This is a genomic window from Staphylococcus argensis (assembly GCF_002902305.1).
Lineage (GTDB): Bacteria > Bacillota > Bacilli > Staphylococcales > Staphylococcaceae > Staphylococcus > Staphylococcus argensis.
Map to the genome: position 1 here is coordinate 300,542 of NZ_PPPX01000001.1, position 21,594 is coordinate 322,135.

Annotated in this window: 37 protein-coding genes and 2 pseudogenes; all 39 read left to right on the forward strand. The window is 36.2% G+C overall.

The genetic code is table 11. The features are described from left to right. Nucleotides 1-231 precede the first annotated feature (231 nt). The 39 genes and pseudogenes from CD039_RS01490 to CD039_RS01675 all read left to right on the forward strand — a co-directional run bounded on the left by CD039_RS01490 (nt 232) and on the right by CD039_RS01675 (nt 21,424). A complete protein-coding gene (locus CD039_RS01490; protein WP_103370844.1) occupies nt 232-453 on the forward strand; it encodes a DUF2483 family protein in 222 nt (73 codons plus the stop codon). A 29-nt stretch (nt 454-482) separates the two neighbouring features. Next, complete coding sequence (locus tag CD039_RS01495) at nt 483-1,109, forward strand: Sak single strand annealing protein (RefSeq protein WP_103371579.1); 627 nt, start codon at nt 483-485, stop codon at nt 1,107-1,109. Continuing rightward, nucleotides 1,102-1,512: a single-stranded DNA-binding protein gene (locus CD039_RS01500; RefSeq protein WP_103370845.1), complete on the forward strand. Its 411-nt coding sequence runs from the start codon at nt 1,102-1,104 to the stop codon at nt 1,510-1,512. The genes CD039_RS01495 and CD039_RS01500 overlap by 8 nt, the downstream gene beginning before the upstream one ends. 11 nt (nt 1,513-1,523) lie before the next feature. Continuing rightward, nucleotides 1,524-2,207, forward strand: coding sequence for a putative HNHc nuclease (locus CD039_RS01505; RefSeq protein ID WP_103370846.1), 684 nt, complete (start codon nt 1,524-1,526; stop codon nt 2,205-2,207). Next, a complete protein-coding gene (locus CD039_RS01510; RefSeq protein ID WP_103370847.1) occupies nt 2,194-2,922 on the forward strand; it encodes a conserved phage C-terminal domain-containing protein in 729 nt (242 codons plus the stop codon). The genes CD039_RS01505 and CD039_RS01510 overlap by 14 nt, the downstream gene beginning before the upstream one ends. A 5-nt stretch (nt 2,923-2,927) precedes the next feature. Next, nucleotides 2,928-3,290, forward strand: coding sequence for a replicative helicase loader/inhibitor (locus tag CD039_RS01515; RefSeq protein ID WP_103370848.1), 363 nt, complete (start codon nt 2,928-2,930; stop codon nt 3,288-3,290). Next, nucleotides 3,283-4,509 (forward strand): DnaB helicase C-terminal domain-containing protein, encoded by a 1,227-nt coding sequence (locus CD039_RS01520; RefSeq protein WP_103370849.1) that lies wholly within the window; start codon nt 3,283-3,285, stop codon nt 4,507-4,509. The genes CD039_RS01515 and CD039_RS01520 overlap by 8 nt, the downstream gene beginning before the upstream one ends. Continuing rightward, complete coding sequence (locus tag CD039_RS01525; protein WP_103370850.1) at nt 4,506-4,703, forward strand: hypothetical protein; 198 nt, start codon at nt 4,506-4,508, stop codon at nt 4,701-4,703. The genes CD039_RS01520 and CD039_RS01525 overlap by 4 nt, the downstream gene beginning before the upstream one ends. Then, complete coding sequence (locus CD039_RS01530; protein ID WP_103370851.1) at nt 4,700-4,930, forward strand: DUF3269 family protein; 231 nt, start codon at nt 4,700-4,702, stop codon at nt 4,928-4,930. Before CD039_RS01525 ends, CD039_RS01530 begins: the two co-directional genes overlap by 4 nt. An 8-nt stretch (nt 4,931-4,938) precedes the next feature. Then, nucleotides 4,939-5,340, forward strand: a complete 402-nt coding sequence (locus CD039_RS01535) for a RusA family crossover junction endodeoxyribonuclease (protein ID WP_390612061.1) — start codon at nt 4,939-4,941, stop codon at nt 5,338-5,340. Nucleotide 5,341: 1 nt separating this feature from the next. Continuing rightward, on the forward strand, nt 5,342-5,557 hold the full coding sequence (locus CD039_RS01540; protein WP_103370852.1) for a hypothetical protein: 216 nt from the start codon (nt 5,342-5,344) through the stop codon (nt 5,555-5,557). A gap of 10 nt (nt 5,558-5,567) precedes the next feature. Beyond that, entirely contained in the window at nt 5,568-5,987 is a 420-nt protein-coding gene (locus tag CD039_RS01545; RefSeq protein ID WP_103370853.1) for an SA1788 family PVL leukocidin-associated protein, read from the forward strand. After that, nucleotides 5,987-6,448 carry a DUF3310 domain-containing protein gene (locus CD039_RS01550; RefSeq protein ID WP_103370854.1) on the forward strand — a complete coding sequence of 154 codons (462 nt, stop codon included), beginning with the start codon at nt 5,987-5,989 and terminating at the stop codon, nt 6,446-6,448. Before CD039_RS01545 ends, CD039_RS01550 begins: the two co-directional genes overlap by 1 nt. Further along, complete coding sequence (locus CD039_RS01555) at nt 6,441-6,932, forward strand: nucleoside 2-deoxyribosyltransferase (RefSeq protein ID WP_103370855.1); 492 nt, start codon at nt 6,441-6,443, stop codon at nt 6,930-6,932. The genes CD039_RS01550 and CD039_RS01555 overlap by 8 nt, the downstream gene beginning before the upstream one ends. Next, the gene (locus CD039_RS12200) at nt 6,932-7,126 is read left to right on the forward strand and encodes an SAV1978 family virulence-associated passenger protein (RefSeq protein ID WP_103370856.1); all 195 of its coding nucleotides are present in this window, start codon (nt 6,932-6,934) and stop codon (nt 7,124-7,126) included. Before CD039_RS01555 ends, CD039_RS12200 begins: the two co-directional genes overlap by 1 nt. Nucleotides 7,127-7,132: 6 nt before the next feature. Then, nucleotides 7,133-7,303: a hypothetical protein gene (locus tag CD039_RS11815; RefSeq protein WP_167386215.1), complete on the forward strand. Its 171-nt coding sequence runs from the start codon at nt 7,133-7,135 to the stop codon at nt 7,301-7,303. Between the two features lie 9 nt (nt 7,304-7,312). Next, the gene (locus CD039_RS01565) at nt 7,313-7,564 is read left to right on the forward strand and encodes a hypothetical protein (RefSeq protein WP_103370857.1); all 252 of its coding nucleotides are present in this window, start codon (nt 7,313-7,315) and stop codon (nt 7,562-7,564) included. Then, complete coding sequence (dut, locus tag CD039_RS01570) at nt 7,557-7,982, forward strand: dUTP diphosphatase (RefSeq protein WP_103370858.1); 426 nt, start codon at nt 7,557-7,559, stop codon at nt 7,980-7,982. The genes CD039_RS01565 and dut overlap by 8 nt, the downstream gene beginning before the upstream one ends. Nucleotides 7,983-8,018: 36 nt before the next feature. Continuing rightward, nucleotides 8,019-8,210, forward strand: a complete 192-nt coding sequence (locus tag CD039_RS01575; RefSeq protein ID WP_103370859.1) for a DUF1381 domain-containing protein — start codon at nt 8,019-8,021, stop codon at nt 8,208-8,210. Then, nucleotides 8,194-8,370 carry a transcriptional activator RinB gene (gene rinB / locus CD039_RS11755; protein ID WP_240595019.1) on the forward strand — a complete coding sequence of 59 codons (177 nt, stop codon included), beginning with the start codon at nt 8,194-8,196 and terminating at the stop codon, nt 8,368-8,370. Before CD039_RS01575 ends, rinB begins: the two co-directional genes overlap by 17 nt. 197 nt (nt 8,371-8,567) lie before the next feature. Beyond that, nucleotides 8,568-9,011 carry a DUF722 domain-containing protein gene (locus tag CD039_RS01585; protein WP_103370860.1) on the forward strand — a complete coding sequence of 148 codons (444 nt, stop codon included), beginning with the start codon at nt 8,568-8,570 and terminating at the stop codon, nt 9,009-9,011. 564 nt (nt 9,012-9,575) lie between these two features. Then, nucleotides 9,576-9,944, forward strand: a pseudogene (locus tag CD039_RS01590) (HNH endonuclease). 140 nt (nt 9,945-10,084) lie between these two features. Beyond that, nucleotides 10,085-10,555 (forward strand): phage terminase small subunit P27 family, encoded by a 471-nt coding sequence (locus CD039_RS01595; RefSeq protein WP_103370861.1) that lies wholly within the window; start codon nt 10,085-10,087, stop codon nt 10,553-10,555. After that, on the forward strand, nt 10,548-10,979 hold the full coding sequence (locus CD039_RS01600; RefSeq protein ID WP_103370862.1) for a terminase large subunit domain-containing protein: 432 nt from the start codon (nt 10,548-10,550) through the stop codon (nt 10,977-10,979). Before CD039_RS01595 ends, CD039_RS01600 begins: the two co-directional genes overlap by 8 nt. A 70-nt stretch (nt 10,980-11,049) precedes the next feature. Beyond that, nucleotides 11,050-11,907: a GIY-YIG nuclease family protein gene (locus CD039_RS01605; protein WP_167386216.1), complete on the forward strand. Its 858-nt coding sequence runs from the start codon at nt 11,050-11,052 to the stop codon at nt 11,905-11,907. A gap of 175 nt (nt 11,908-12,082) precedes the next feature. Continuing rightward, nucleotides 12,083-13,462, forward strand: coding sequence for a terminase large subunit (locus tag CD039_RS01610; protein ID WP_240595021.1), 1,380 nt, complete (start codon nt 12,083-12,085; stop codon nt 13,460-13,462). A 13-nt stretch (nt 13,463-13,475) separates the two neighbouring features. Beyond that, a complete protein-coding gene (locus tag CD039_RS01615; protein WP_103370864.1) occupies nt 13,476-13,667 on the forward strand; it encodes a hypothetical protein in 192 nt (63 codons plus the stop codon). Then, a complete protein-coding gene (locus tag CD039_RS01620) occupies nt 13,667-14,899 on the forward strand; it encodes a phage portal protein (RefSeq protein ID WP_103370865.1) in 1,233 nt (410 codons plus the stop codon). The genes CD039_RS01615 and CD039_RS01620 overlap by 1 nt, the downstream gene beginning before the upstream one ends. Continuing rightward, nucleotides 14,892-15,446 (forward strand): HK97 family phage prohead protease, encoded by a 555-nt coding sequence (locus CD039_RS01625; protein ID WP_103370866.1) that lies wholly within the window; start codon nt 14,892-14,894, stop codon nt 15,444-15,446. Before CD039_RS01620 ends, CD039_RS01625 begins: the two co-directional genes overlap by 8 nt. A gap of 40 nt (nt 15,447-15,486) precedes the next feature. Continuing rightward, nucleotides 15,487-16,827: a phage major capsid protein gene (locus CD039_RS01630; RefSeq protein WP_103370867.1), complete on the forward strand. Its 1,341-nt coding sequence runs from the start codon at nt 15,487-15,489 to the stop codon at nt 16,825-16,827. Nucleotides 16,828-16,898: 71 nt separating this feature from the next. After that, nucleotides 16,899-17,231: a head-tail connector protein gene (locus tag CD039_RS01635; protein WP_103370868.1), complete on the forward strand. Its 333-nt coding sequence runs from the start codon at nt 16,899-16,901 to the stop codon at nt 17,229-17,231. Further along, nucleotides 17,218-17,547, forward strand: coding sequence for a hypothetical protein (locus tag CD039_RS01640; RefSeq protein ID WP_070503116.1), 330 nt, complete (start codon nt 17,218-17,220; stop codon nt 17,545-17,547). The genes CD039_RS01635 and CD039_RS01640 overlap by 14 nt, the downstream gene beginning before the upstream one ends. Then, nucleotides 17,544-17,948, forward strand: coding sequence for a hypothetical protein (locus tag CD039_RS01645; RefSeq protein ID WP_186303057.1), 405 nt, complete (start codon nt 17,544-17,546; stop codon nt 17,946-17,948). The genes CD039_RS01640 and CD039_RS01645 overlap by 4 nt, the downstream gene beginning before the upstream one ends. 14 nt (nt 17,949-17,962) lie before the next feature. Then, on the forward strand, nt 17,963-18,358 hold the full coding sequence (locus CD039_RS01650) for a hypothetical protein (protein ID WP_390614221.1): 396 nt from the start codon (nt 17,963-17,965) through the stop codon (nt 18,356-18,358). A gap of 12 nt (nt 18,359-18,370) precedes the next feature. Next, entirely contained in the window at nt 18,371-19,000 is a 630-nt protein-coding gene (locus CD039_RS01655; RefSeq protein WP_103370869.1) for a major tail protein, read from the forward strand. Between the two features lie 88 nt (nt 19,001-19,088). Continuing rightward, nucleotides 19,089-19,568: an Ig-like domain-containing protein gene (locus CD039_RS01660; RefSeq protein ID WP_103370870.1), complete on the forward strand. Its 480-nt coding sequence runs from the start codon at nt 19,089-19,091 to the stop codon at nt 19,566-19,568. A 69-nt stretch (nt 19,569-19,637) separates the two neighbouring features. Continuing rightward, a pseudogene (gene gpG / locus CD039_RS12175) lies at nt 19,638-20,000 on the forward strand (phage tail assembly chaperone G). A gap of 32 nt (nt 20,001-20,032) precedes the next feature. Beyond that, the gene (gene gpGT, locus CD039_RS01670) at nt 20,033-20,185 is read left to right on the forward strand and encodes a phage tail assembly chaperone GT (protein ID WP_167693666.1); all 153 of its coding nucleotides are present in this window, start codon (nt 20,033-20,035) and stop codon (nt 20,183-20,185) included. Between the two features lie 27 nt (nt 20,186-20,212). Continuing rightward, nucleotides 20,213-21,424 (forward strand): phage tail tape measure protein, encoded by a 1,212-nt coding sequence (locus CD039_RS01675; protein ID WP_240595027.1) that lies wholly within the window; start codon nt 20,213-20,215, stop codon nt 21,422-21,424. Nucleotides 21,425-21,594: the final 170 nt, after the last annotated feature.

The following is a 21,594-nucleotide window of genomic DNA, read 5'->3' on the forward strand; positions in this document are numbered from 1 at the left end:
TACCTAACAATGTTTATCGTTGCATTAGCACTTGTGTTATTAAGAGTACATTTAGCTACAACACTAGTTATTAGTTTATCCGTATTACTAATTGCAATCCCATTCTGGAGAGTGTGGATAGAACAAATAAAAAAAGACTGAATGCTAACTCGCGCTTAGCAAACAGTCAAAAAAACTAATTGGAAAGTAAACATAAATTAATTATACCCCAAACTTATGGAGGTAATCAACTTGAAAGAGACGATAACATATTTAATCAAACGTAAAGATACTGATTTGTTTGTGACTAATAAACCAACTGACAGAAATGGCGACATCAGTTATTCGACAAAATTTAACCGTGCTAGAGAATTTAATGGCATAGAAGACGCAAGTATAGACATGACAAACCATGTCGCTATTAAACATACGCATATTGAAAAAGATGAATACGAGGAGGTCGCTTATGACTGAACAGAAAAATGTAATGGAGGTAAATTATGATGAGCTTCAAAGAAAAATTCAATGAGTTGAACAGCCGAAATGTCAATGACCATGTTGAACAAAAAAACGGATTAAATTATTTATCTTGGGCATACGTGCAACAAGAATTAACAAAACTAGATGAAAACTTTCAACATAGATTTATAGAATTTCCTTACACAGACAGTGACCGTGACGACATTTTCGTACCTTATTTAAAGACAGAAGAAGGTTATATGGTTTGTGTAGAAATCACATTATTTGGCGTTACTAAAAGGGAGTGGCTACCAGTATTAAATTACAAAAATCAAGCAATTCCTAAAGGATCAGCTACAACTTTCGACATAAACAAAAGTATGAAAAGAGTAATGGTAAAATGTGCGGCTCAATTTGGTTTAGGAAACTATTTATATTTGGGTGAGGACGCACCAGATGCCAGCGATAACGACATTACAGAATTAGAAGAACGTATCAATCAGTTTGTAACGCTATCACAAGAAAAAGGTAGAGACGCAACATTGGATAAAACAATGCGTTGGTTAGGTATTCAAAACATTAACAAAGTATCACAAAAAGAAATAGCGCAAGCACACACAAAACTAGACGCGGGACTAAAACAATTAGATAAGGAGAATGACAATGACTAATTTAACAATTTTAACAGGACGTATCACTAAAGATTTAGAACTAAAACCGGCAGGACAAACACAAGTAACTAACTTCTCATTAGCAGTAGACAACCCATTCAAAAAAGATGATACTTCGTTCTTTGATATTGCAGCATTTGGTAAAACTGCACAACTACTTAATAACTATTGTGGAAAAGGTAGCAAAATCTTAATTGAAGGCAACTTGAAACAAGATAGATTCCAAGATAAAGAAGGTAACAACCGTTCAGTAGTGCGAGTGATTGCGAATAGAGTTGAGTTTTTAGATAGTAAAGGGCAATCAAACGGACAATCTCAACAGCAACGAGGACAATCACCAGCAGGCAATAACCCGTTTGCAAATGCTAACGACGACATTTCAGAATCGGAACTTCCTTTCTAGGATGTGATTAAATGCAACGAATTACACACTACATTCAAGAGGACGACGGTACAATCAGCGCCGTTGTCCGCAATGTAGAGTTAAGCAGCAAAGACTTAATGATATTAGATAACGGGCTTGATGTCGAAGTCGAATGTAAGCCTATTGACCCATACAAAATTACAGATAAACAGCGCAAAAAGATATTTGCCTTATGTAACGACATAGAGGCACACACAGGCGAACCGCGCGACTATATGAGGTATATGTTCATGGATTATGTATCAGTCCTTTACGGCTATGATATGACCCTCTCATTGAGTGGCTGCACAAGAAGCCAAGCGAAACAAGTTATAGAGGTCATTATAGACTGGGTTTTCTATAACGATATTCCGCTTAACTATAAAACAAGCGACCTCATGAAAGAAGATAAAGCCTTTCTTTACTGGTCAACGGTCAATAGAACTTGCGTTATATGCGGTAAACCGTCAAGCGAACTTGCTCATTATCATGCAGTCGGTCGTGGACGTAACAGAAACAAGATAAGCCACTTAAACAACAAGGTACTTGCATTATGTTCAGGACATCATAAGGAACAGCACGATATGGGCATGGATAGCTTCAATAAGAAATACCACTTAGAGAACAATTGGGTAAAAGTCGATGATCGGCTTAACAAAATGTTGAAAGGAGAAAGCAATAATGGCGACCTTTAGAACTATAAAAGAGCGTGGTGATTTCGTAACAGTAAATAAAATGTTCATATTCGACGAGCGTTTGAGTGCTAAAGCAAAAGGCATTTTACTTTACTTCCTAAGCCGACCAGATGATTGGCAAATCTATACTTCAGAAGTAGTTAAGCATATGAACGACGGTCAAAAATCTATTAATAATGGCATCAAGGAATTGATGGAATGTAAGTATGTACACCGTATACAAAAACGAAAAGATTCTGGAGTGTTTTCTGGATATGAATACCATGTTTACGAAAGACCAACCGAAATGCCATTATCGGAAAACGGATTATCGGAAAACGGAAAAACGGAAAACCGAAAAGGGCAAACTACTAATAATAATATAACTAATAATGATTTAACTAAGAATAATAGAAGAGTCGACTTCATCCCTTACAAGAAAATCATTGATTATTTAAACGAAAAGACTGGTAAAAGATTCAGTCATAAATCAAAAGCTAACCAAAGATTAATTAAAGCTAGATTTAACGAAGGCTATACCTTAGATGACTTTATCAATGTAATAGATACTAAAACAAATGAATGGAAAGACGTAGACAAGATGAAAGGTTACTTACAACCTACTACTTTATTTGGTAACAAGTTTGATAAGTATCTTAACCAAGAGGTAGTAAATCAAGATGAAGCTGATACAGATATATTCGATTCTAAGATGAAAGAATTATTTGGAGAGTGATTGTTATGACAATGTCTAAAAAACAAGCATTCCAAATAATTGACTATTTAAGAAATATCTATGAATTAAAGTTCGATGAAAAGAAACTAAATATATGGATTGATTTGCTTTCAGAAGAAGGTGACTACAAACCAACTCTAAAAGCAGCTAAAGACTATATAACAAACGGTAATCCTTATCCACCAAAGATACCAAACATTTTACGCAAAGAACCTAAAATGCTAAAAGAAAATGAGTTGGATCAACAAACAAAAGAACATCGATGGAGAATGCAAAATGATGAAAATTATAAGAAGAAACGACAACAAGCATTAGAAGCATTTAAACAAAAAGTAGCCGAGTTCAATCGAGGTGATGACAATGCTTAACAATCAATATGAAGTAGAAAGCACTGTCGTTGCTAGTTTATTACAAAAAAGTGACTTATTAAGTAAGTTAAGAGTTAAACCTTATATGTTTCAATATCAAAGTTTCCGAAACTTTATAGAGTACATTATGGAAGTTGGAAAGATAGATTTACATGACATTTATCAAAAATGTATTAACGATGAAGACTTTTTAGACAAAGAAGTTATTGGAGAATTATATAATTCCGACTTCATAGGTTATGGTTTTTTTGAACGTTATCAACAAGATTTATTGCAAAACTATCAAATAATCAAAACGCAAGAATCAATCAAAGATTTTCAAACAGATGCCAATTTTAAAAATCTATTTGAGAGCATTAAAGACTTGAGCGAAATTACTAATCATACCGAAAACGGTACTAAACAATTCGCTTATGAATTTGTAGATGACTTATATAGCGACAAGCCTGTTCAGACAGTTAAGACTAAGTACAGACTTATGGATTATAAAATTGGCGGTCTTGAACCAAGTCAGTTAGTTGTTATCGCAGCAAGGCCCAGCGTCGGCAAGACTGCTTTTGCACTTAACATGCTATGGAATATAGCACAACAAGGTTATCAAACATCATTCTTCAGTATTGAAACAACAGGAAAAAATGTCTTACAAAGACTTTTAGCGACAATATCTGGCATTGATCTACAACGCATTAAACAAATAAGTGATTTAACTGCAGATGAACTCACACAACTAACTGATGCGATAGATAAAATCTTGAAAAGCGGTATGAACATTCAAGATAAAAGTAACATTACGCCACAAGATATAAGAGCGCAGGCATTAAAAGGCGATGAGAGTCCACAAGTAATATTTATTGATTACTTGCAACTTATGCAAACAGATTCGAAAGTAGATCGTCGTGTAGCAATTGAAAAGATTTCAAGAGAACTCAAAATCATTGCTAACGAAACAGGGGCAATTATCGTTGTGTTATCACAACTAAGTCGTGGTGTTGAATCACGTGTAGATAAACGCCCTATGTTATCGGATATGAAAGAGTCGGGTGGAATAGAAGCCGATGCAAGCATGGCACTTATGTTGTATAGAGATGACTATTACGATCAAGAAGATACTGATGATGATAAATCTGAACTCGAATGTAATATCGCTAAAAATAAAGACGGAGAAACAGGCGTTATTAAATTCGATTATTACAAAAAGACACAGAGGTTTTTCACATGATTATCGTTGACTTTCAAAAACATTTAAGACATCTATATACAGAAGAATTTAAAGGTTATACAAGCGCACAAGAAATGATTTTAAGGTTAGGTTACGCAATTAAAAGAATGCTTGACGAAGGACGTCTGACACCCTTTGACGACTATGAAAAGAATAAAGAAAGAATATATGAAGAAATGGAGTGGGTCGAATGAATGAAGAAATTAATCACTATTATTTGTTCACTTCTGAAAGTGAAAGAGTGTTTAGAGTAACTGAATTAGGTGACGGTGAATTTTACGTAGAGAATCTAGCAGGACAACATTATTGGAACGTTGATAGCAAGATGATGACACCTAATGCGCTAAATAAATTTAAATCAAACCATAATTTATACCTTGAAGAAGAATTGAATAGTCAAGCGACTATCTTTGATTTGTAGGTGATGATGTGGAAACGATCGAAATCAAACTAGATAAGCCTGTAGCTTCGCCACGTCCACGATTTAGACGCATGGGCAAGTATGTTCGAACGTATATGCCAAAGAGCTATGAAGACCACAAACAAGACATCCAGTGGCAATTACCAAAGTTGATGATTGATAAGCCTATAAAACTTGAACTTGAGTTTTACTTTCCGCCATTAAAGTCATGGTCTAAAAAACAACGAGAAGCAATGGTAGGGCAATACAAAGGCAAAAAGCCCGACATTGATAACTTAATGAAAACGGTCCTAGATGCTGCAAATAAACACTTGTGGCAAGACGATGGTCAAATTGTAGAGATAAAGAGTTTTAAACGATTCTCAGATAATCCAAGAATTATTTTAAAACTAGAAGTTGTGGAGGGATGACATGGATTATAAAGAAACGAATGTCAAAGTTGAACTGAATATCAAAGCACAACTCAATGTGCCAGTTACTACTAAATCAACATATGACTATGATGATGAAATTCAAGACGAGATAGATCGTATATTCTATAAGTTTGTGGAAAGACCGAGACTTATGGAGTACGAAGATCTGGAGTTTTTGGATATAGATAATGTCGAAATTAAAGATATTGATTAGGAGTGAGAACATGGGAAAAACAATCAATTTACCAAAAAAGAAAGACAGTAAAGGTCGCTTGTGCTATCTAACAACAGATGGCTCAAAACCTTATTACATCCCTGTGGATGTATATAAAGATGCAATCAATACAGGAATGACGCATAAAGAGATTAAGGATGAATTCAAGCAAGGTATTCGCAATCTTAAACGTGTTGTTAAGTATAAACAAAATCCAGAGCAATACGAGAAAGAACACAAAGAAGAGCAAGCAGTAGAGCGTAAACGAAAAGTAGTGCAAGAAAGAGAAGCGAAATTGAAACGGCTAGCAAGAATCACTAAACGACGCAACGTGTCTGCTCAAGAAATGGCGACTTATCACAAAATCAAAGACGATTATTGGTTCCAGAATACTTGGAATCAAATGTTTGGAAAGTGGGGCGTTAATTAATGTTAAAGAAAGCAAAAATAAGTGAGTTAAAACCAAACGATAAGATTGTGTATTACGGATTAAATGAAGAGCCAAGACTTTTAAAAGGTTTAAAGGCGAAAGTTTTAGAAGTCTTTGAAGATCGTATTTTATCCACTGATATAGCTGTAATTGAATTTGAAAATGGTTATCGTGAAGAAATTAACGATTCGGACTACTTCGATTTGATTAAAACAAATGACTTACAACAACGCAAACGTCATCAAATGAATCAAGTGCCTAACCACTACCAAGGCACTGATGGCATTGATGTTATTGAATTCTGTCGCCAACAGTTTACTCACGATGAATTGGTAGGCGCTTTAAAATTCAACATCATTAAATATGCCACAAGAATTGCGCGTAAGAATCAAGATGTTGAAGATATTGAAAAAATCGGTGTATATCAACGTAGATTAAAAGAGGTGCTAGCAGATGAGTAAGCAAGTGTACTTAGGCGGAGACATGCTCTCTTTAGGTCAACAAATGCGTCGAGAGTTCGAAAAGAAAGAACTTGAACGTTTGGGTTTTAAAGTTTATGCACCTCAAGATGACAAGGATATTAATGACAAACAGAATGCGAACCAAACAGGGTTAGCAGAACGTATTGTTTATAACGACACAGCAGGTATTTACAAGAGCGATATACTCATCTTTGACTATTTGTCCCATGCACAAGGGACGATAGCAGAAATGGGCTATGTACACGGGTTACTGCAATATGTAGATAACGATAAATATGACATCTACGTACAGTGTACTGATGTTAGACAAGGTACTGGTCATGTATTAAAAGAGCAAGATCGTTCGGAGTTCTCAATAAATCAGTACGTTTACGGAGTGATACTGGATATTACGAACGGCAGGGGTATTCAAACATTTGAAGAAATCTGCCAAGAACTTATTTCTAATGAGGAGTGGTTATGATGATAGATTACTTTAAAAATAAACACTATCTCATAAATAGTGATAAAAACCGTGTAGCACATGTTCATATTATCAATGGATTGTATAAAGTATGTGGACATTACCGGACGATGTATCACGGGTTAAAGTATCGGTTCAACAAGGAAGAGTTTGAACAATTTTGCGTAGATAGAGATCTAAATATAGAGGAGTAGATAAATATGAAGAAATATACAGTATGGCAAGAGAACATTGAAAAAGTAGAAGTGTTTGGTGTTGAGGCAGAAAGTGAAGAAGAAGCAATTCGATTAGTAAAAGAAGATGATATGTATGCGGACGCTGAAGAGCATGAAACATTAGAGTACGGCGAATGGCAAGCCGAAGAGGAGTAATTTAATAAGATGAATAGCGAAACACAATTTCACGTCAGTGTGATGGACGCACGACTGAAGAAAGTCAAAAAGCAACGTGATCAATTTAGAGAAGAGCGCAACAGTTTAATCAAGGATATTAAAGAACTTAGAAAGTATAAGCAAATGTATCAAGTTTTAGCAGAACATATCAAATTTAAAGCTGAGGCTAATCCGTCTGAGTGGCGGTATATCAGCTTAGTACATTTTATAGACGATTTGGAGGACGATGTAAATGACTAACACATTAGAAATTAAATTATTATCAGAGAACGCAACAATGCCAACACGAGCTAACGAATTTGATTCTGGCTTGGATTTATATGTATCTGAAACAATCACAATCCCGGCGCATACAACAACAATAGTTAAAACAGATATAGCAATTAATCTGCCTTATGGGTATGAGGGACAAGTAAGGCCTAGATCGGGCAAATCACTTAAAACGAAGTTACGTGTAGCATTAGGAACTATAGATAAAACGTATCATAAAGAAATAGGTATCATCACAGACAATATAGGCGATGAAGACATCACAGTAGAAAAAGGTGAAAGACTAGCTCAGTTAGTTGTAGCACCAGTTGTATATCCTACACCCAAAGAAGTTAAGGAGTTTGAAAATGAAAGTAACAGAGGAGCATACGGAAGCACAGGAGAATAAAGATATAGTGGAACGTATAAAGGAAGTGTTAGGGAAGTGACACAATATCTAATTAAAACAATCACTCATGACACTGGAGAAGTATTTAAAGACGTGGTTAAAGCTAGAGAGAATGAGACGTTTGAATTAGTAGAAGTAGAGAATGAAAGTGAGATGAAAAATATATATGAGTTTAATAAAAAGAACATTAAAAATGTTAGGAATGATAGTGATGTACGAATTAACTAAACATGTAGTCACAGATTTAATCGTACGTTTGCAATCTAACGATGATGTAGAGCGGCCGCCGAAAGACTTTACAGATAGCAATCAAGATGACTTAAACGAACTTTATAGATACATCATGGATAACGGAACGAAATATGATGTAGAAGATGGACTACTTTAATGAAAGGTGTGTATAAGTTTGTGGATAATATTAACGATTGTGATGGCGCTTGTAGCATTATATACCTTGTTATCTAATATTAGAATGCGTAATGAACTTGATAGACATCATTATATATTTAATCGGTTGATTGCAGATAAAGATATACGTCATGCTATTGAAAAACATATTAATCAATGAAATATCGGAGGATTCGTATGAACTTAGGAAAAGAAGATATTCCAAAGCTTGAACAGTTTTTTCGAAAATTTGATGAGTTGAAAGTTCAACTTGCATACAGGAGATATGAACTTTTATATCAACCTCAGGATACAAATATTGGTGGAGGAAAACCTAATCTTCCTAGCAGTCCGGTTGAAAATGAAGTTATCAAGTTGCATAAAGATGATAAGTATCGCAATCTACAAGCGACCATTAAAGCCGTAGAAGATGTCTATAACAAAGCTACATCTGAACAAAAGGCAATCATTGAGTATAGATATTGGGGTAAAGATGAACTTATCTATGAATGGGAAGACATCGCTCATGAGTTAACTAAGCAACGTAAAGATGACAAAATTATTAGTAGATACGCGGTCATTAGAATACGTAACAATGTTATGCAAGAAACAGCTAAGCGTATTGGGTGGATAGATTTTTGACCGCACTTTTCGGTTTATAGATGTGCGCCTTGTCAATAGCTTATTATGGTAGTATAGGCTTTTGCCTATAAGGGATTGATAGCACACGTGTTAAAGGCACGCGCTATTAATCCATGGCATACTTGATAGTCCCCTCATTGTAAGCCATATCAATTAATGGCTAGTGTTTAAGGTACACACTTATGAACCTAGCCAAAGGGTTAAGCTTACGATCGATATGTTGCAGTCTTTGAACGTAACAACATTATCGTTTCGTATTGAGTGATTCATTCTATGATTTCCTTTCTGTATTAATGACAACTTCTATTTCAAATTGTTTATTCGATTTGATTTAGAAGTTGTTTGTTATTTCAATTGAGATTATCAAGTGAAGAATTGTTTGAAAGAGAATGAGAGAATTCAAATGATAAATGTAAATAAAGTTTTATGATTGATTTGCAAATGTGAAGAGACAAAATGATTTTCTATTTTAGAATTTCGTTTTGTCTTTTCTTTTATTCTTAAATTGATTTGAGTTTCTTTGTTAAGAAATGAAAGAACAAAAATTAATTGAAAGAAGTTGAAATGAATTTGAGTTTCAAAGAACCAAAAATTCGTTTAGGAAACAGAACTTATAGTCAAAGCGAGCTACAAGACTAAAGGAAAGCCAATACACAAAGGTATAACCAAGAGGTTAGGTACAACAGGTACAACAGGGATTACACAGCGTTCTACCAAAGCACACAGTGGCGTAAGTTACGTAAACAAGTGTTATTACGTGATAATTACTTGTGTCAACAGTGCTTGGCTTATGGTGTTGTAAATGACAAAGATTTAATTGTTCACCATAAGGTTGAATTGAAACGGGATTGGTCGAAAAGACTGGATATGGATAATTTAGAGGTAGTGTGTTTTAGCTGCCACAATAAAATTCACGGTCAACAAAAAATTTAAAATTTTATTTTTGAAAAATATTTTTTGCGGGGCAAAGAAAAACCCCGTGGCCATTTTAAAAACGATTTCAACGAGCCGGCCTTTTTTACGACCAATTTCCCAATAAATTTTATCCCAAAAACGTAACGGAGGTGATTATAATGGGCAGACCAAGCAAATTTAACATTGCAAAGAAAGGGCATCGCACGAAAGCCGAGCTAGAAGAAGCGGCTAAACGTGAAAATAGCTTAAATGCGTATGATCCAATCGAATTAGCCGATATCCCCGACGATTTAGACGACATCGGACAACAAGAGTGGTTAAGAATCGTACCTTTACTTGAACAACTACCGATTTCTAACCTAGATTTAACCCTAGTTAAGAACTACTGCCAACTTGTAGGCATTCAAACTAAAGCATATGAACAAATGCAAGAAGTAGGTACTTACGACCCTGACCGTAATGTGCGTTCAGGTCCATATATGGTTTATATGGATTGTCACAAAGAACTTAAATCACTCTGTAACAAGCTAGGCTTAACGATTGATAGTCGTATGCGTCTAGTCGTACCGTCAGAGAGTGAACAAAAGCAATCGGTATACGACCAATTCGGAGTTGATGCCGATGACTAGCGTGAAAATACCTGATATGTATGAGCAATTGCTTGATATACCAGAAAAATATAAAGATGATGCGTATAAATATTGCGTTATGGTTTTATCTGGCACATATGTCGCTTGTGAGGACACTGTGAACGCCTGTATACGCCATTTAAAAGACATTCAAAGGATAACATCAGATGATACATTCCCGTACGTCTATAAGCCTAAGAGAGCCAATAAAGTAATCAAGTTTATGGAAATGTTGCCAGACACCAAAGGTAAAGTGCATAAACTAGGGTTATTCCAAAGGTTTATAGTATCTATGGTGCGTGGGTGGTTCAATGAAAATGACTACTTACGCTTTAGAAAAGCGTATATAACTATGGCTAGAAAAAATGGTAAAATTTGCCTAAATAATCAGAAATGGTTATTTGTAATCGGGGAAAATCGGTAGAAAACTTCTAATTAAAAGCGCTAACTATTTAGAGCAACCTCTGATATAATAAAGAAGAGGTGGTGCTATAGTGAATAGAAAATCTTGTATTTATAAAATAACAAACGTTGTTAATGGAAAAGTTTATGTTGGGCAAACTGTTAATTATAGCAAAAGGAAAGCAGGGCATTTTAGTTATTTAAGAAGAGGCGCCCACAGAAATCATTATTTGCAAAAAGCTTTTAATAAATATGGTGAAGCGTCTTTTAAAATAAAGGTTATAAAAGAATGCAACATAAACGAATTGGACAAACTAGAACTCTTTTATATGAAGAAATACAATTCTTTAGACAGAGCACACGGATATAACTTGTTAATTGGTGGTACTACTAATAAAAGTTTTCCAGATTGTGTTCGAGAGAAAATGAGTAGATCTCAAAAAGATAGAATTATTTCTGAGGAACACAGAAAAAGAATTAGCGAACAAAATAAAGGTAAAAAGATGTCATCTGCGTCTATAGAGAAAACTAAAAAAACTAAAAAAGATAATCAAATACAATGGGGTGAAACTAATCCTAATGCGGTTCTTAGCAATGATGATGTTGAGAAGTTGATAGTAGATATGTTGAATGGCATGACAGTAAAAGATGCCATGAAAAAATATCGATGCAGTAGGCAAACAGTATATGGAATTGTCCAAAATAGAACTTACAAAGCAATTTCTCCGAATCTTAGAGATAAATTATCCAATCTCAACGAAAAAAACAAAAAAGATACATTAAATAAAATAATACCAATGTATTTAAATGGAGTTTCGCAAAACAAAATATCACAAAAATTGGGCATTTCAAGAAATACTGTGTCCAAGATTTTAAATGAAAATAACATTAATACTCGATTTTATAAAAATCAATTTAGAAGTCAATACCGAGATAACTCAAGGAAGTAAAGCGACTTGAGTATTGTAGAGCATAGGTGCTGAAACTGCGCTGGTAAGAAAGCGCAGAATATAATGTGCCCACGAGTCTCCGACATCTAAACAATAAAGTTGTAGATGAAAATATATGCCGAACTTGCTGGTGACAGTAAGAAGTAGAGGATAAAAAACCTTTACGATAACAAATTTGAAATCTATTTTAGTAGCTGGTCTAGTCTTGTATGCGTTTTTATTCGATATAGAACCAAGAGAAGGTAGACAATTATTCTGCGCTGCCAATGATAAATCTCAAGCAAGTATTGTATTTAATATGGTAGCTAAACAATTAATGTATCTTGTATCTAAAATGCCAGAACTTAAAAAAGACGTAAAAAAAGTACGCGAATTATTAACACACACGAAAGATGGCTCGTATATTCGTCCGCTCTCAAGAGAGACAGGGGCTATCGATGGTTTCGAACCGTTTATGGCAGTTATCGACGAGTACCATGCTGCAAAGACAGATGAGATGTTAGAGCTTATCGAATCTGGGCAAGGGAACTTACTTCAATCACTTATCTTTATCATCTCAACGGCAGGCTTTAACTTAAATGCGCCCATGTATGTTGATGAGTTGCCTTATGCCAGAAAGATATTGCACGAAGAGTATAGAGACGATGAGTATCTAGCAATCATCTTTGAACAAGATTCAGAAGAAGAATGGCAAGACAAAAAGATGTGGGCGAAGTCTAACCCATTAATTAACGAGTCGGATGACTTACGCGAACAGATTGAATCGTTTCTTGAAAAGCGTGTTAAAGAGGGTACAGAGAAAAGCTCGATGTTTAAAATCTTAGTTAAGAACTTTAACTACTGGTTGCAAGCATCAGAAGAGTCTTACCTTGACTTTAACGACTGGAAAAAGAATGAAACTGACTTTGATATTAACAGTACTAAAGTTTACATTGGTTTAGATTTATCAAGAGCCGATGACTTAACTGCCGTGTCATTCATTCATATGGACGAAGACAACCAACAATACTACGTGGATAGTCATTCGTTTGTCGGTACTAAAGGTGGTCTACAAGCCAAGATAGAGCGTGACTATATCGACTACCGTCAACTTGCTAACGACGGTTATTGCACGATTACAGACTTATCAAGTGGCATCATTAACACAGATCAAGTGCTTGATTATATCGACGATTACGTTCAAAGATACGATTTAGAAGTACAAGCAATCTGTTACGACCCATATGCCATACATGGTGTTCTGGCAGAAATAGAACGTAGGGAATGGCACTTATATTATGACTTAATTGAAATAAGACAAGGACCGCAAACGTTATCTAATCCGAACATGAGCTTTAGACTTAACGTAATCAATGGCGATATTAAACATGCTTACAACCCATTATTAGACATAGCTATTAAGAATGCGGTCGCTAAAGATACGAACGATTCAGTTATGATTGAAAAGCGCATGAATCGTGAGAAGATAGATCCACTCATGGCTACGATATTTGCTTATGCAGAAGCTTGTGAATACGAGTGGAATGCAGACGTTAACATGCCACTGTTTATATAAGGAGGTGTATAAAGTGAATAAAATACTATACGCCTTGTTGCTCACTATCGTATTTATATTAGGGATTGCGAGTATTTTTTATGGCTTATTTATCTTCTGGAAGCCCGTTGCTTTCATCTTTATCGGTGTTGTGTTGGTAGGTGTCGCTTATTTACTTAACCAACTCTATACCGATGACTCTTCGGCAGAAAGGAGGGATAAATAATGCCGCTACTTGATCTAGGCTTTAACACAAAAGAACAACGCATGAATCGTGACCTAGAACGTATCTTGTATTGGCAAGAACATGGGATGCACGCAAGTTTTACAGGTATTAATGCTTTACGTAATAGTGACGTTTTTACCGCAACACGTATCATCTCTGCTGACATTGCAAGTACACGTTTAAAGGTTAAAGGTCATGAATCGAACGTTGTTATGGATGACATTCTTAAACTGTTTAATGATAATCCAGACGGTCAGTTACCTGGTTGGCACTTTAAGTTCATTATCATCGCTAACATGCTTTTAAACGGTCAATCATTTGTCGAGATCGTGCGAGATAAAAACGGTTTCCCTACAAGCTTCTACTTCCTACACAATGATTTAGTAGGATTGGAAGAAGTGAATGGCGAAGTGATGTATAACGTTTCAGAAGACGCTAACGGCAAAGCAGAGCGTAAAACGGGCGATGATATACTACACTTCAGATACATCACATTAGACGGATATACAGGCTACAGTCCTTTATATGCGCTAATGCACGAGATTGGTATATCACAAGGTAGTAAGTCGTTCTTACGAAACTTCTTTGACAACGGTGGAACATCTACATCGGTACTCAAGTATAAAAAAGGTCAGATTAATAATGACCAACTTAAAGAGTTGAAAAAGAACTTCTCTGAAAGTCAGTTAGCAAATAACGGTGGTTTAGTTGCTTTAGATGACACGATGGAATTCACACGACTTCAAATTCCAACTGAAGTATTGAACTTCTTAAACAGTTACAAGTTTAGTACATCACAAGTTGCTAAAGCATTTGGTTTACCTGTTTCTAAACTTGGTATTGAAACCGTTAATACATCTATCACGCAAGCTAATTTAGAGTATCTGCAAAGTACGTTAGATCCTATCTTTAAGATGATGATCGCCGAGCTTGAGACGAAGATATTCAAAACAATTGGCAGTGATTATGAATTAGAATTTGATTCATCACGCTTGATTGATATTGACCCTGAATTGCAATTGAATCGTATTTCTGAATTGCATAGTAAAGGGATTATCTCAACTGATGAAGCACGTAGTACATTTGGTTATCAACCGATTGATAACGGAGACGAACCACTTGTTGACCTTAACCGTGCGCCATTATCTGCGCTTAAAGATTATCAACAAGCTAAAATCAACAAACAAAATAGCGATATAGACGCCCTTAAAGGGGGTGATGAGAATGACTAACAGTAACGTTGATACTGGACAACAAGACATGGTCATTGAGGGATACGCCATATTGTTTAATACAATGAGTGACGATTTAGGTGGTTTTAAAGAAATTGTCTCGCCGAATGCGTTAGACGGGGTAGATGTCAGTGATGTCAAATGTTTGATCAATAACGATTTCAACTACGTTATTGGACGCACCCAGGCAGAGACGCTAGAACTCACGGTTGACGACAAAGGACTTTACTTTAAATGTCACTTGCCTAACACAAGTTATGCTCGTGATATTTATGAAAATATTAAAGCAGGTAACGTTAATCAGTGCAGTTTCTTTTACACACTGCCTAATGATGAATCGGCACGAACGTGGTCGAATGAAGACGGCGAATACGTGCAAACCATTCATCAAATCGACCAACTCATTGAAGTGAGTGTAGTGACTATCCCTGCTTACAAAGACACATCAGTCGAAGTTGGTCAACGTGCCAAATCTTTAGAACGCTTTAAAGAATTGGAAAGTCTGAAAATCTCATTACAGTTAGACAGCCTTCGTTTAGACACGTAAGGCTATTTTTTATACCCAATTTTAGAAAAGGAGTGATTAAATGGCTGGCTTTAACGACTTGAAGAAAGAACTTCAAGACTTAATCAACCAAGCACAAGATGCAGTTAATAAAGGCGATTTAGAGACTGCACGTAAGCTCAAAGCAGACATCGATGAACAGAAAAAGTCTTTAGAAGAACTAGAGTCTTTATCTAAAGAAATCGATGAAATTGCACCAAATCAAGATGAGGAGGAATCAGACGTGGCTGAAGAAAAACCAGAAAAACCAACATCTGAAGACACAACTGAATCTGAATCAGACGTAAAGGATGCACCTAAACAGGAGCAGCCAAAAGAAGTCAAAGAGGACGAAGAAAAAGACTCTGACGATGCTTCTGAAAGTGAATCTGATGAAGACAAATCAATCGAAAAGGTTGAGGAGCCTACAGAAGAAGAACTTGAAGAAGAGAAGAAAAAGAAACAAAAACAAGGAGGAAAACGCATGGCAAAATTACAAAAGAACCCAGAACAAGACCTTAAAATTCAAGGTTTTGAAGAGTACATGAAATCAAAAGGAGCTAAACGTGACAACGTTAAATCAGATGACGTTGGTGTAACAATTCCAGAGGAAATCAAGTATATTCCTGAAAAGGAAGTTAAAACAGTACAAGATTTATCTGAATTAGTTACTAAAACATCTGTATCAACTGCTTCTGGTAAATACCCTATCTTAAAACGTGCAGATGACAAATTCCACACTGTCGCAGAACTCGAGAAAAACCCAGAACTCGCTAAACCTAAGTTCGAAACGGTTGCGTGGGAAGTAGCGACTTATCGTGGTGCTATTCCAATTTCTCAAGAGGCACTCGATGACTCAATCGCTAACTTAACTCAAATCGTTCAAGACAATATCCAAGAGCAAAAAGTAAACACACTTAATGAAAAAATTGGTGACGTATTAAAACAATTCAACCCTACTACTGTTTCTAACGTTGATGACTTAAAAGCAATTACTAACGTTCAGTTAGATCCTGGTTACAACCGTCGCATTGTTTGTACGCAAAGCTTCTACCAAAAACTAGATACGCTTAAAGACGGTAACGGACGCTACTTACTTCAAGACAGCATTATCAACACTGCTGGTAACACAGTATTAGGCATGAACGTAACAGTAGTACGTGACGACTTATTAGGTCAAAACGGCGATGCAGTTGCGTTCGTTGGTGACTTAGAACGTGCCGTATTATTCGCAGACCGTACTGATATTTCAGTGCAATGGATTGACAACGATATTTACGGTAAATACCTTATGGGCGCATTCCGTTTCGATGTTAAACAAGCCGACGCTAACGCAGGCTACTTCGTAACTTTCGAAGACGATGCAGCAACTGAAACGCCCTAACAAGCCCCAAAATGTCGTAGTTAATGCAAACGCTAAGTCTGTATCTATTACGGCAGAATAGGGGTGATTAGTTGTTTGATATTAACGACAAAGATTCTGTTAAAAAAGCGATACGTGTAGACCATGACTTTGACGACGACTTGATTATGAACGTTTATGTACCCAGTGCAGTTAATGAAGTTAAGGCTGCCGTATCTTTAGCAGATGAAGACCAAGCATTTTTTGAAGATAACGCATTGTTTAATTTAGCAGTTTTAAATATTGTCGCGCATCACAATGACAACCGTTCAATCACAAGTAATGAACAATCTTATGACGTACCTGCTTCATCTATGTCACTTATCCAAACTTTAAGAACAGATTTAGTGAAATGGAAACGGAGACGATTACTTGAACCTGAATAGTTTAGATTATCGTATAAGTTTCTATACCGATTTAGATGAAGGACCAGAAGCGGGCATGGGCGAATTGCAAAACGTCTACAGTTGCTTTGCAGATATGTATGAGCCAACGCAAAAAGACGTACAACTTAACAATTTAGAAGTAAGTAAACGCTCTGTCACATTAAATATTAGAGATGCACAACCCCAATTCGTACCGACTGTGAATCAAGTGTTTGAAGTTCACAACGGTATGTATGCAGGGTTGTTTTTTAATATCAAAAATGTGTCGCCTGCAAAAACAAAAGGCTACGTCAAAATTGTGGGTGAAGAGCAATGAGTGTCACTCTAAAAGGCTATAAAGAGCTACAGAACGCTTTAGAACGGAAGTATGGTCAAACTGCGATGAGACGAATAACAGACGTTGCGCTTAAAAAAGGTGGACAGAAAGTCGTTGAAATCATCAAAAACAATATGCGTGTTTTTGAAGACACTGGAGAGTCTGTGAGAGAAACGACAATTTCTAAACCAATGACTATTGGTGGTGTAAGAGTCGTTAAAATTCACTGGCAAGGTCCTAAGCAACGTTATCGTATTATTCATTTAAATGAATTTGGCCACTTCGACCGTTCAGGTAAATGGGTGAACACCAAAGGAAAAGGTGTGATTGAACGTGCAATGCGTGAAGGACGTGAAGTCTATTTCAGAACCGTTAAAGACGAATTGAAACGCAGGGGGTGAGTCGATTGGAAGATATGATGATGAGAATCTATAAGCTCATGTTGGATAACGAGAAGATTATGAAAAGCGTCAATAAAAACGCTATTAAATTCTATGATTATCCAAACGCTCAAGAAATCACAGATGTAAGTATTGTTATTGATCCAATTGACACACCAAAGCCCGAAGACTTTGCGGACGATGACAATATGACTTACGAATATCTATTTCAAATAGATGTATTCGTTAAACAAAAATCTGGAATCAATGGTCGTCTGTTAGCAGATGACCTTATATTCCAAATTCAAAGAATGATGTGGGATGTACTTGGCTTTGGAGAGACAAGCTCAATCAAGCCAGAGTACATCAAAGATTTTAAAATCTATCATCAAGCCAAACGGTTTGAAGGTAAACAATATTACAAATTATAGGAGTGTTTATATATGGCAGAGAAGAACTACAGATCATTCACTGGTTTAACTGAGTTTTACTACATGACTCATGGCGGTGACGTACAAAAGGTATCAGACCCAGAACGTATTAAATATTTGCAAAAGATTTCAGTATCTAAAGATCAAGACATTGAGAAAGCTTACGGTGACAACCAAGTAGCAGAAATGGCAGTGTCTAACTCAACTATCGAAGTTGAAGCAGACTTCCACAAATTGCCTTTAGAAGACCGTGTAGCATTATTCGGTTTAGAACAAGCAGAAAATGGCATGGTTGCAGTTGGTAACGATACACCACCATATGTAGCCGTAATGTTTGCTAAAACTATGGAAGATGGTTCACGTGAATACGTAGGCTTACCAAAAGGCTTATTCACATTCCCTGAACTTGAAGGTAATACAAAAGAAGATGGTGTAGAATTCAGTTCTGACTCTTCTAAAGCTGAGTTCATGCAAGCTAAAGTGGATGGCTTTGAAGATGAAAAATCTATGCTTATCGGACATGACGCTAAAGGTTCAACAGTGATGAAAGATGCAATTTGGTCTGCAATCTTTGGAGGCAAAGCACAAGACGATTCAGAAGATACTTCTGACGATACTGCAGAAGAAACAGAAACACCCTAACGCACCCCAAAATGTTGAAGTAACGACAGATAGTGCATCTGCTACCGTTTCAGCAGAATAGGGGCAAAATTGAACGAGGTGAATAGAGATGGCAGAAACACTTAATGTGTACAAAGGTGATGAGCTTGTTAAAAGCGCAGAATACGCAGACGGTCAAGCAACAGTCACGATTGATGGCTTAAATGCTAACACGAGTTATAAAGCAGGTACTTATACTGTTACTCGTAAGAATGAAAATGGCGAGTCTGAAAAAGTGAAAGTACCTGGTTTTAAAACAAAACCTATTGCAGTAAGTGGCGTGACAGTTGAACCAACAACGATGTCACTTAATGTTGGCGAAGAAGGTGTATTAAAAGCTACAGTTACACCTTCTACGGCCACGAATAAATCTATTAGCTTAGCTTCATCTAATGAAGATGTAGCGACTGTAAATCAAAACGGCCACGTTACAGGTGTAGCACCTGGACAAGCTAACATTACTGTCACTACTGAAGATGGTAATAAAAAAGCAACAACTAAAGTAACGGTTAACCAACCACAAAGTGATTCAGACGAGTCACAAGAATAATTCTACTTGAGGGCGTTAAGCCCTCTTTTTATTTGCAAATAAAAAGAAGAAAACAAAGGAGTTTTTGTAATGGCAAAACGTAATTTTATTAAATTAGCTCAATTAGACGATAAAGGCGAAGTTAAATTAGATACAAACGGTAATCCAAAGGTAGAAACGTTTATTACACCTACTCATATCTCATTCCGTAAAATTTACGACGCATCTGATTTAATGGACGGTGGTCAAGATGAAAATAAATAATCTAAAGAAGCAATGGACGAAATGTTAGATATGGTTGTTGATATTTACGATAAACAATTCACTAAAGATGACTTATTAGACCGTCTACACGCACCAGATGCAGTTGAAGAGTTACAACAACAAATTGGCTTTATTGCAGAAGGTCAAATTGACGACGAGAGAAAAAAGCAACTAGCAAAAATGATCTAAAGGCAGTGAGTTGGAAAGAACATAAACAAAACATGAAAAAGCTCATGCTAACCATGATGAAAGAGGGCGATAAGGATATTAATCAGATACTTGATATGCCTTTCGCCCTTTTTATGGACTTGGTTGAAGAAAATACACAACCAGAAGAGCAAGAAAGTGAGAGCATGATTCAAGCGTTCATGTAATGACTTTATAAGCAAGGAGGTGGATTAATGGCTGAAAGAATTAAAGGTTTGCAGATTGACTTGTCCTTAAAGGATATGAACGTTGCGAAATCTTTGAGTGGCATTAAACGTGAATTCAGAGATTTGAACTCAACGATGAAGTTATCTGCGAACAATTTTAAATACACTGAAAAGTCCGCGTCATCTTATAAAACACGTCTCAATGACTTAGATAAAGGTATAAAGTCAGGTACTGCTAACTTAAAGCAACTAGAAAAGCAATATAAGGAAGTGTCAGAAGCTTCTGGTGCTAATAGTGCTAAAGCAGTGCGCTTGCATACTGAATATAACAAGCAAGCCGATGCAGTCAATCGTATGAGAGCCGAATATAGCAAGCTCAATAAAGTCTATCGTGAGAATTATACAGGCATGGGGATATTTGCAAACAAGATGGATAAAGTCGGCTCTGGTATGCAAAAAGCAGGTAATCAGATTACTAACGTAGGGCAATCGTTAAGCAGTAAAATTATTAAACCTGCTTTAGTTGCAGGGACTGCAATGGCAGGTATTACGGCTAAACTTGGTTTTGACCGTCTTGTTGGTTTAGACACGGCTAAAGCTAAATTGGAAGGTTTAGGATACTCAACTAAAGAAGTTGGTACGATTACTGATCAAGTAACACACGCTATCAAAGGCGGAATGACAACAATGGCAGAAGGTACTGACGTTGCAGCAGGTGCCTTAGCCGCAGGTGTTAAACAAGGTAAAGACTTGGAACACTATATCAAGTTAGTTGGTGACGCCGCAGTTGGCGCCAATCGTCCAGTTAGTGATATGGCAATGATTTTCAACCGTGTACAAGGGCAAGGTAAGTTGGCAACAGAAGAATTAAACATGGTTACTGAAGGTAAAGTAAGTGCCAAAGAGTTTATGGATGTTATGGATGACTTCGCAGGTGGTATGGCAGGTGCTTATGCTAAAAGTTGGCAAGGTATGATTCAAAACAGTAAAGTCTATATTAGACAAAATGGTGAGGCCTTTTTAAGTAGCTCATTCGACAAAGCAAAAGGTGGATTATATGAGTTAGAAAACTTATTGAAATCGCCTGGTGCTAAAAAATGTGCGAAAGTAACAGGTGACCAATTAGATCGTGCGGTAGACGGACTTTTTGGTGGTGTCAAAGACTTAACTAAAGCTATTACGAATAAATCCTGTTATTCAGTAGGAAATTTGATGAGGGATCGATTTTTGGATTCATGAAGTTTGTTTTAGTTTTCATTGTAACTACCGTATCTAGAATAAGTAAGGTAAAAAGAAATGTGGTTTTGTATTGATGCTCTTAAAAATAAGAAAAGTACTGGTCGAACCTTTAAAGGTTTCAAGTCATACTTAACAAGTTAATTTATACTATAGTTTCAATAATTTTTTTA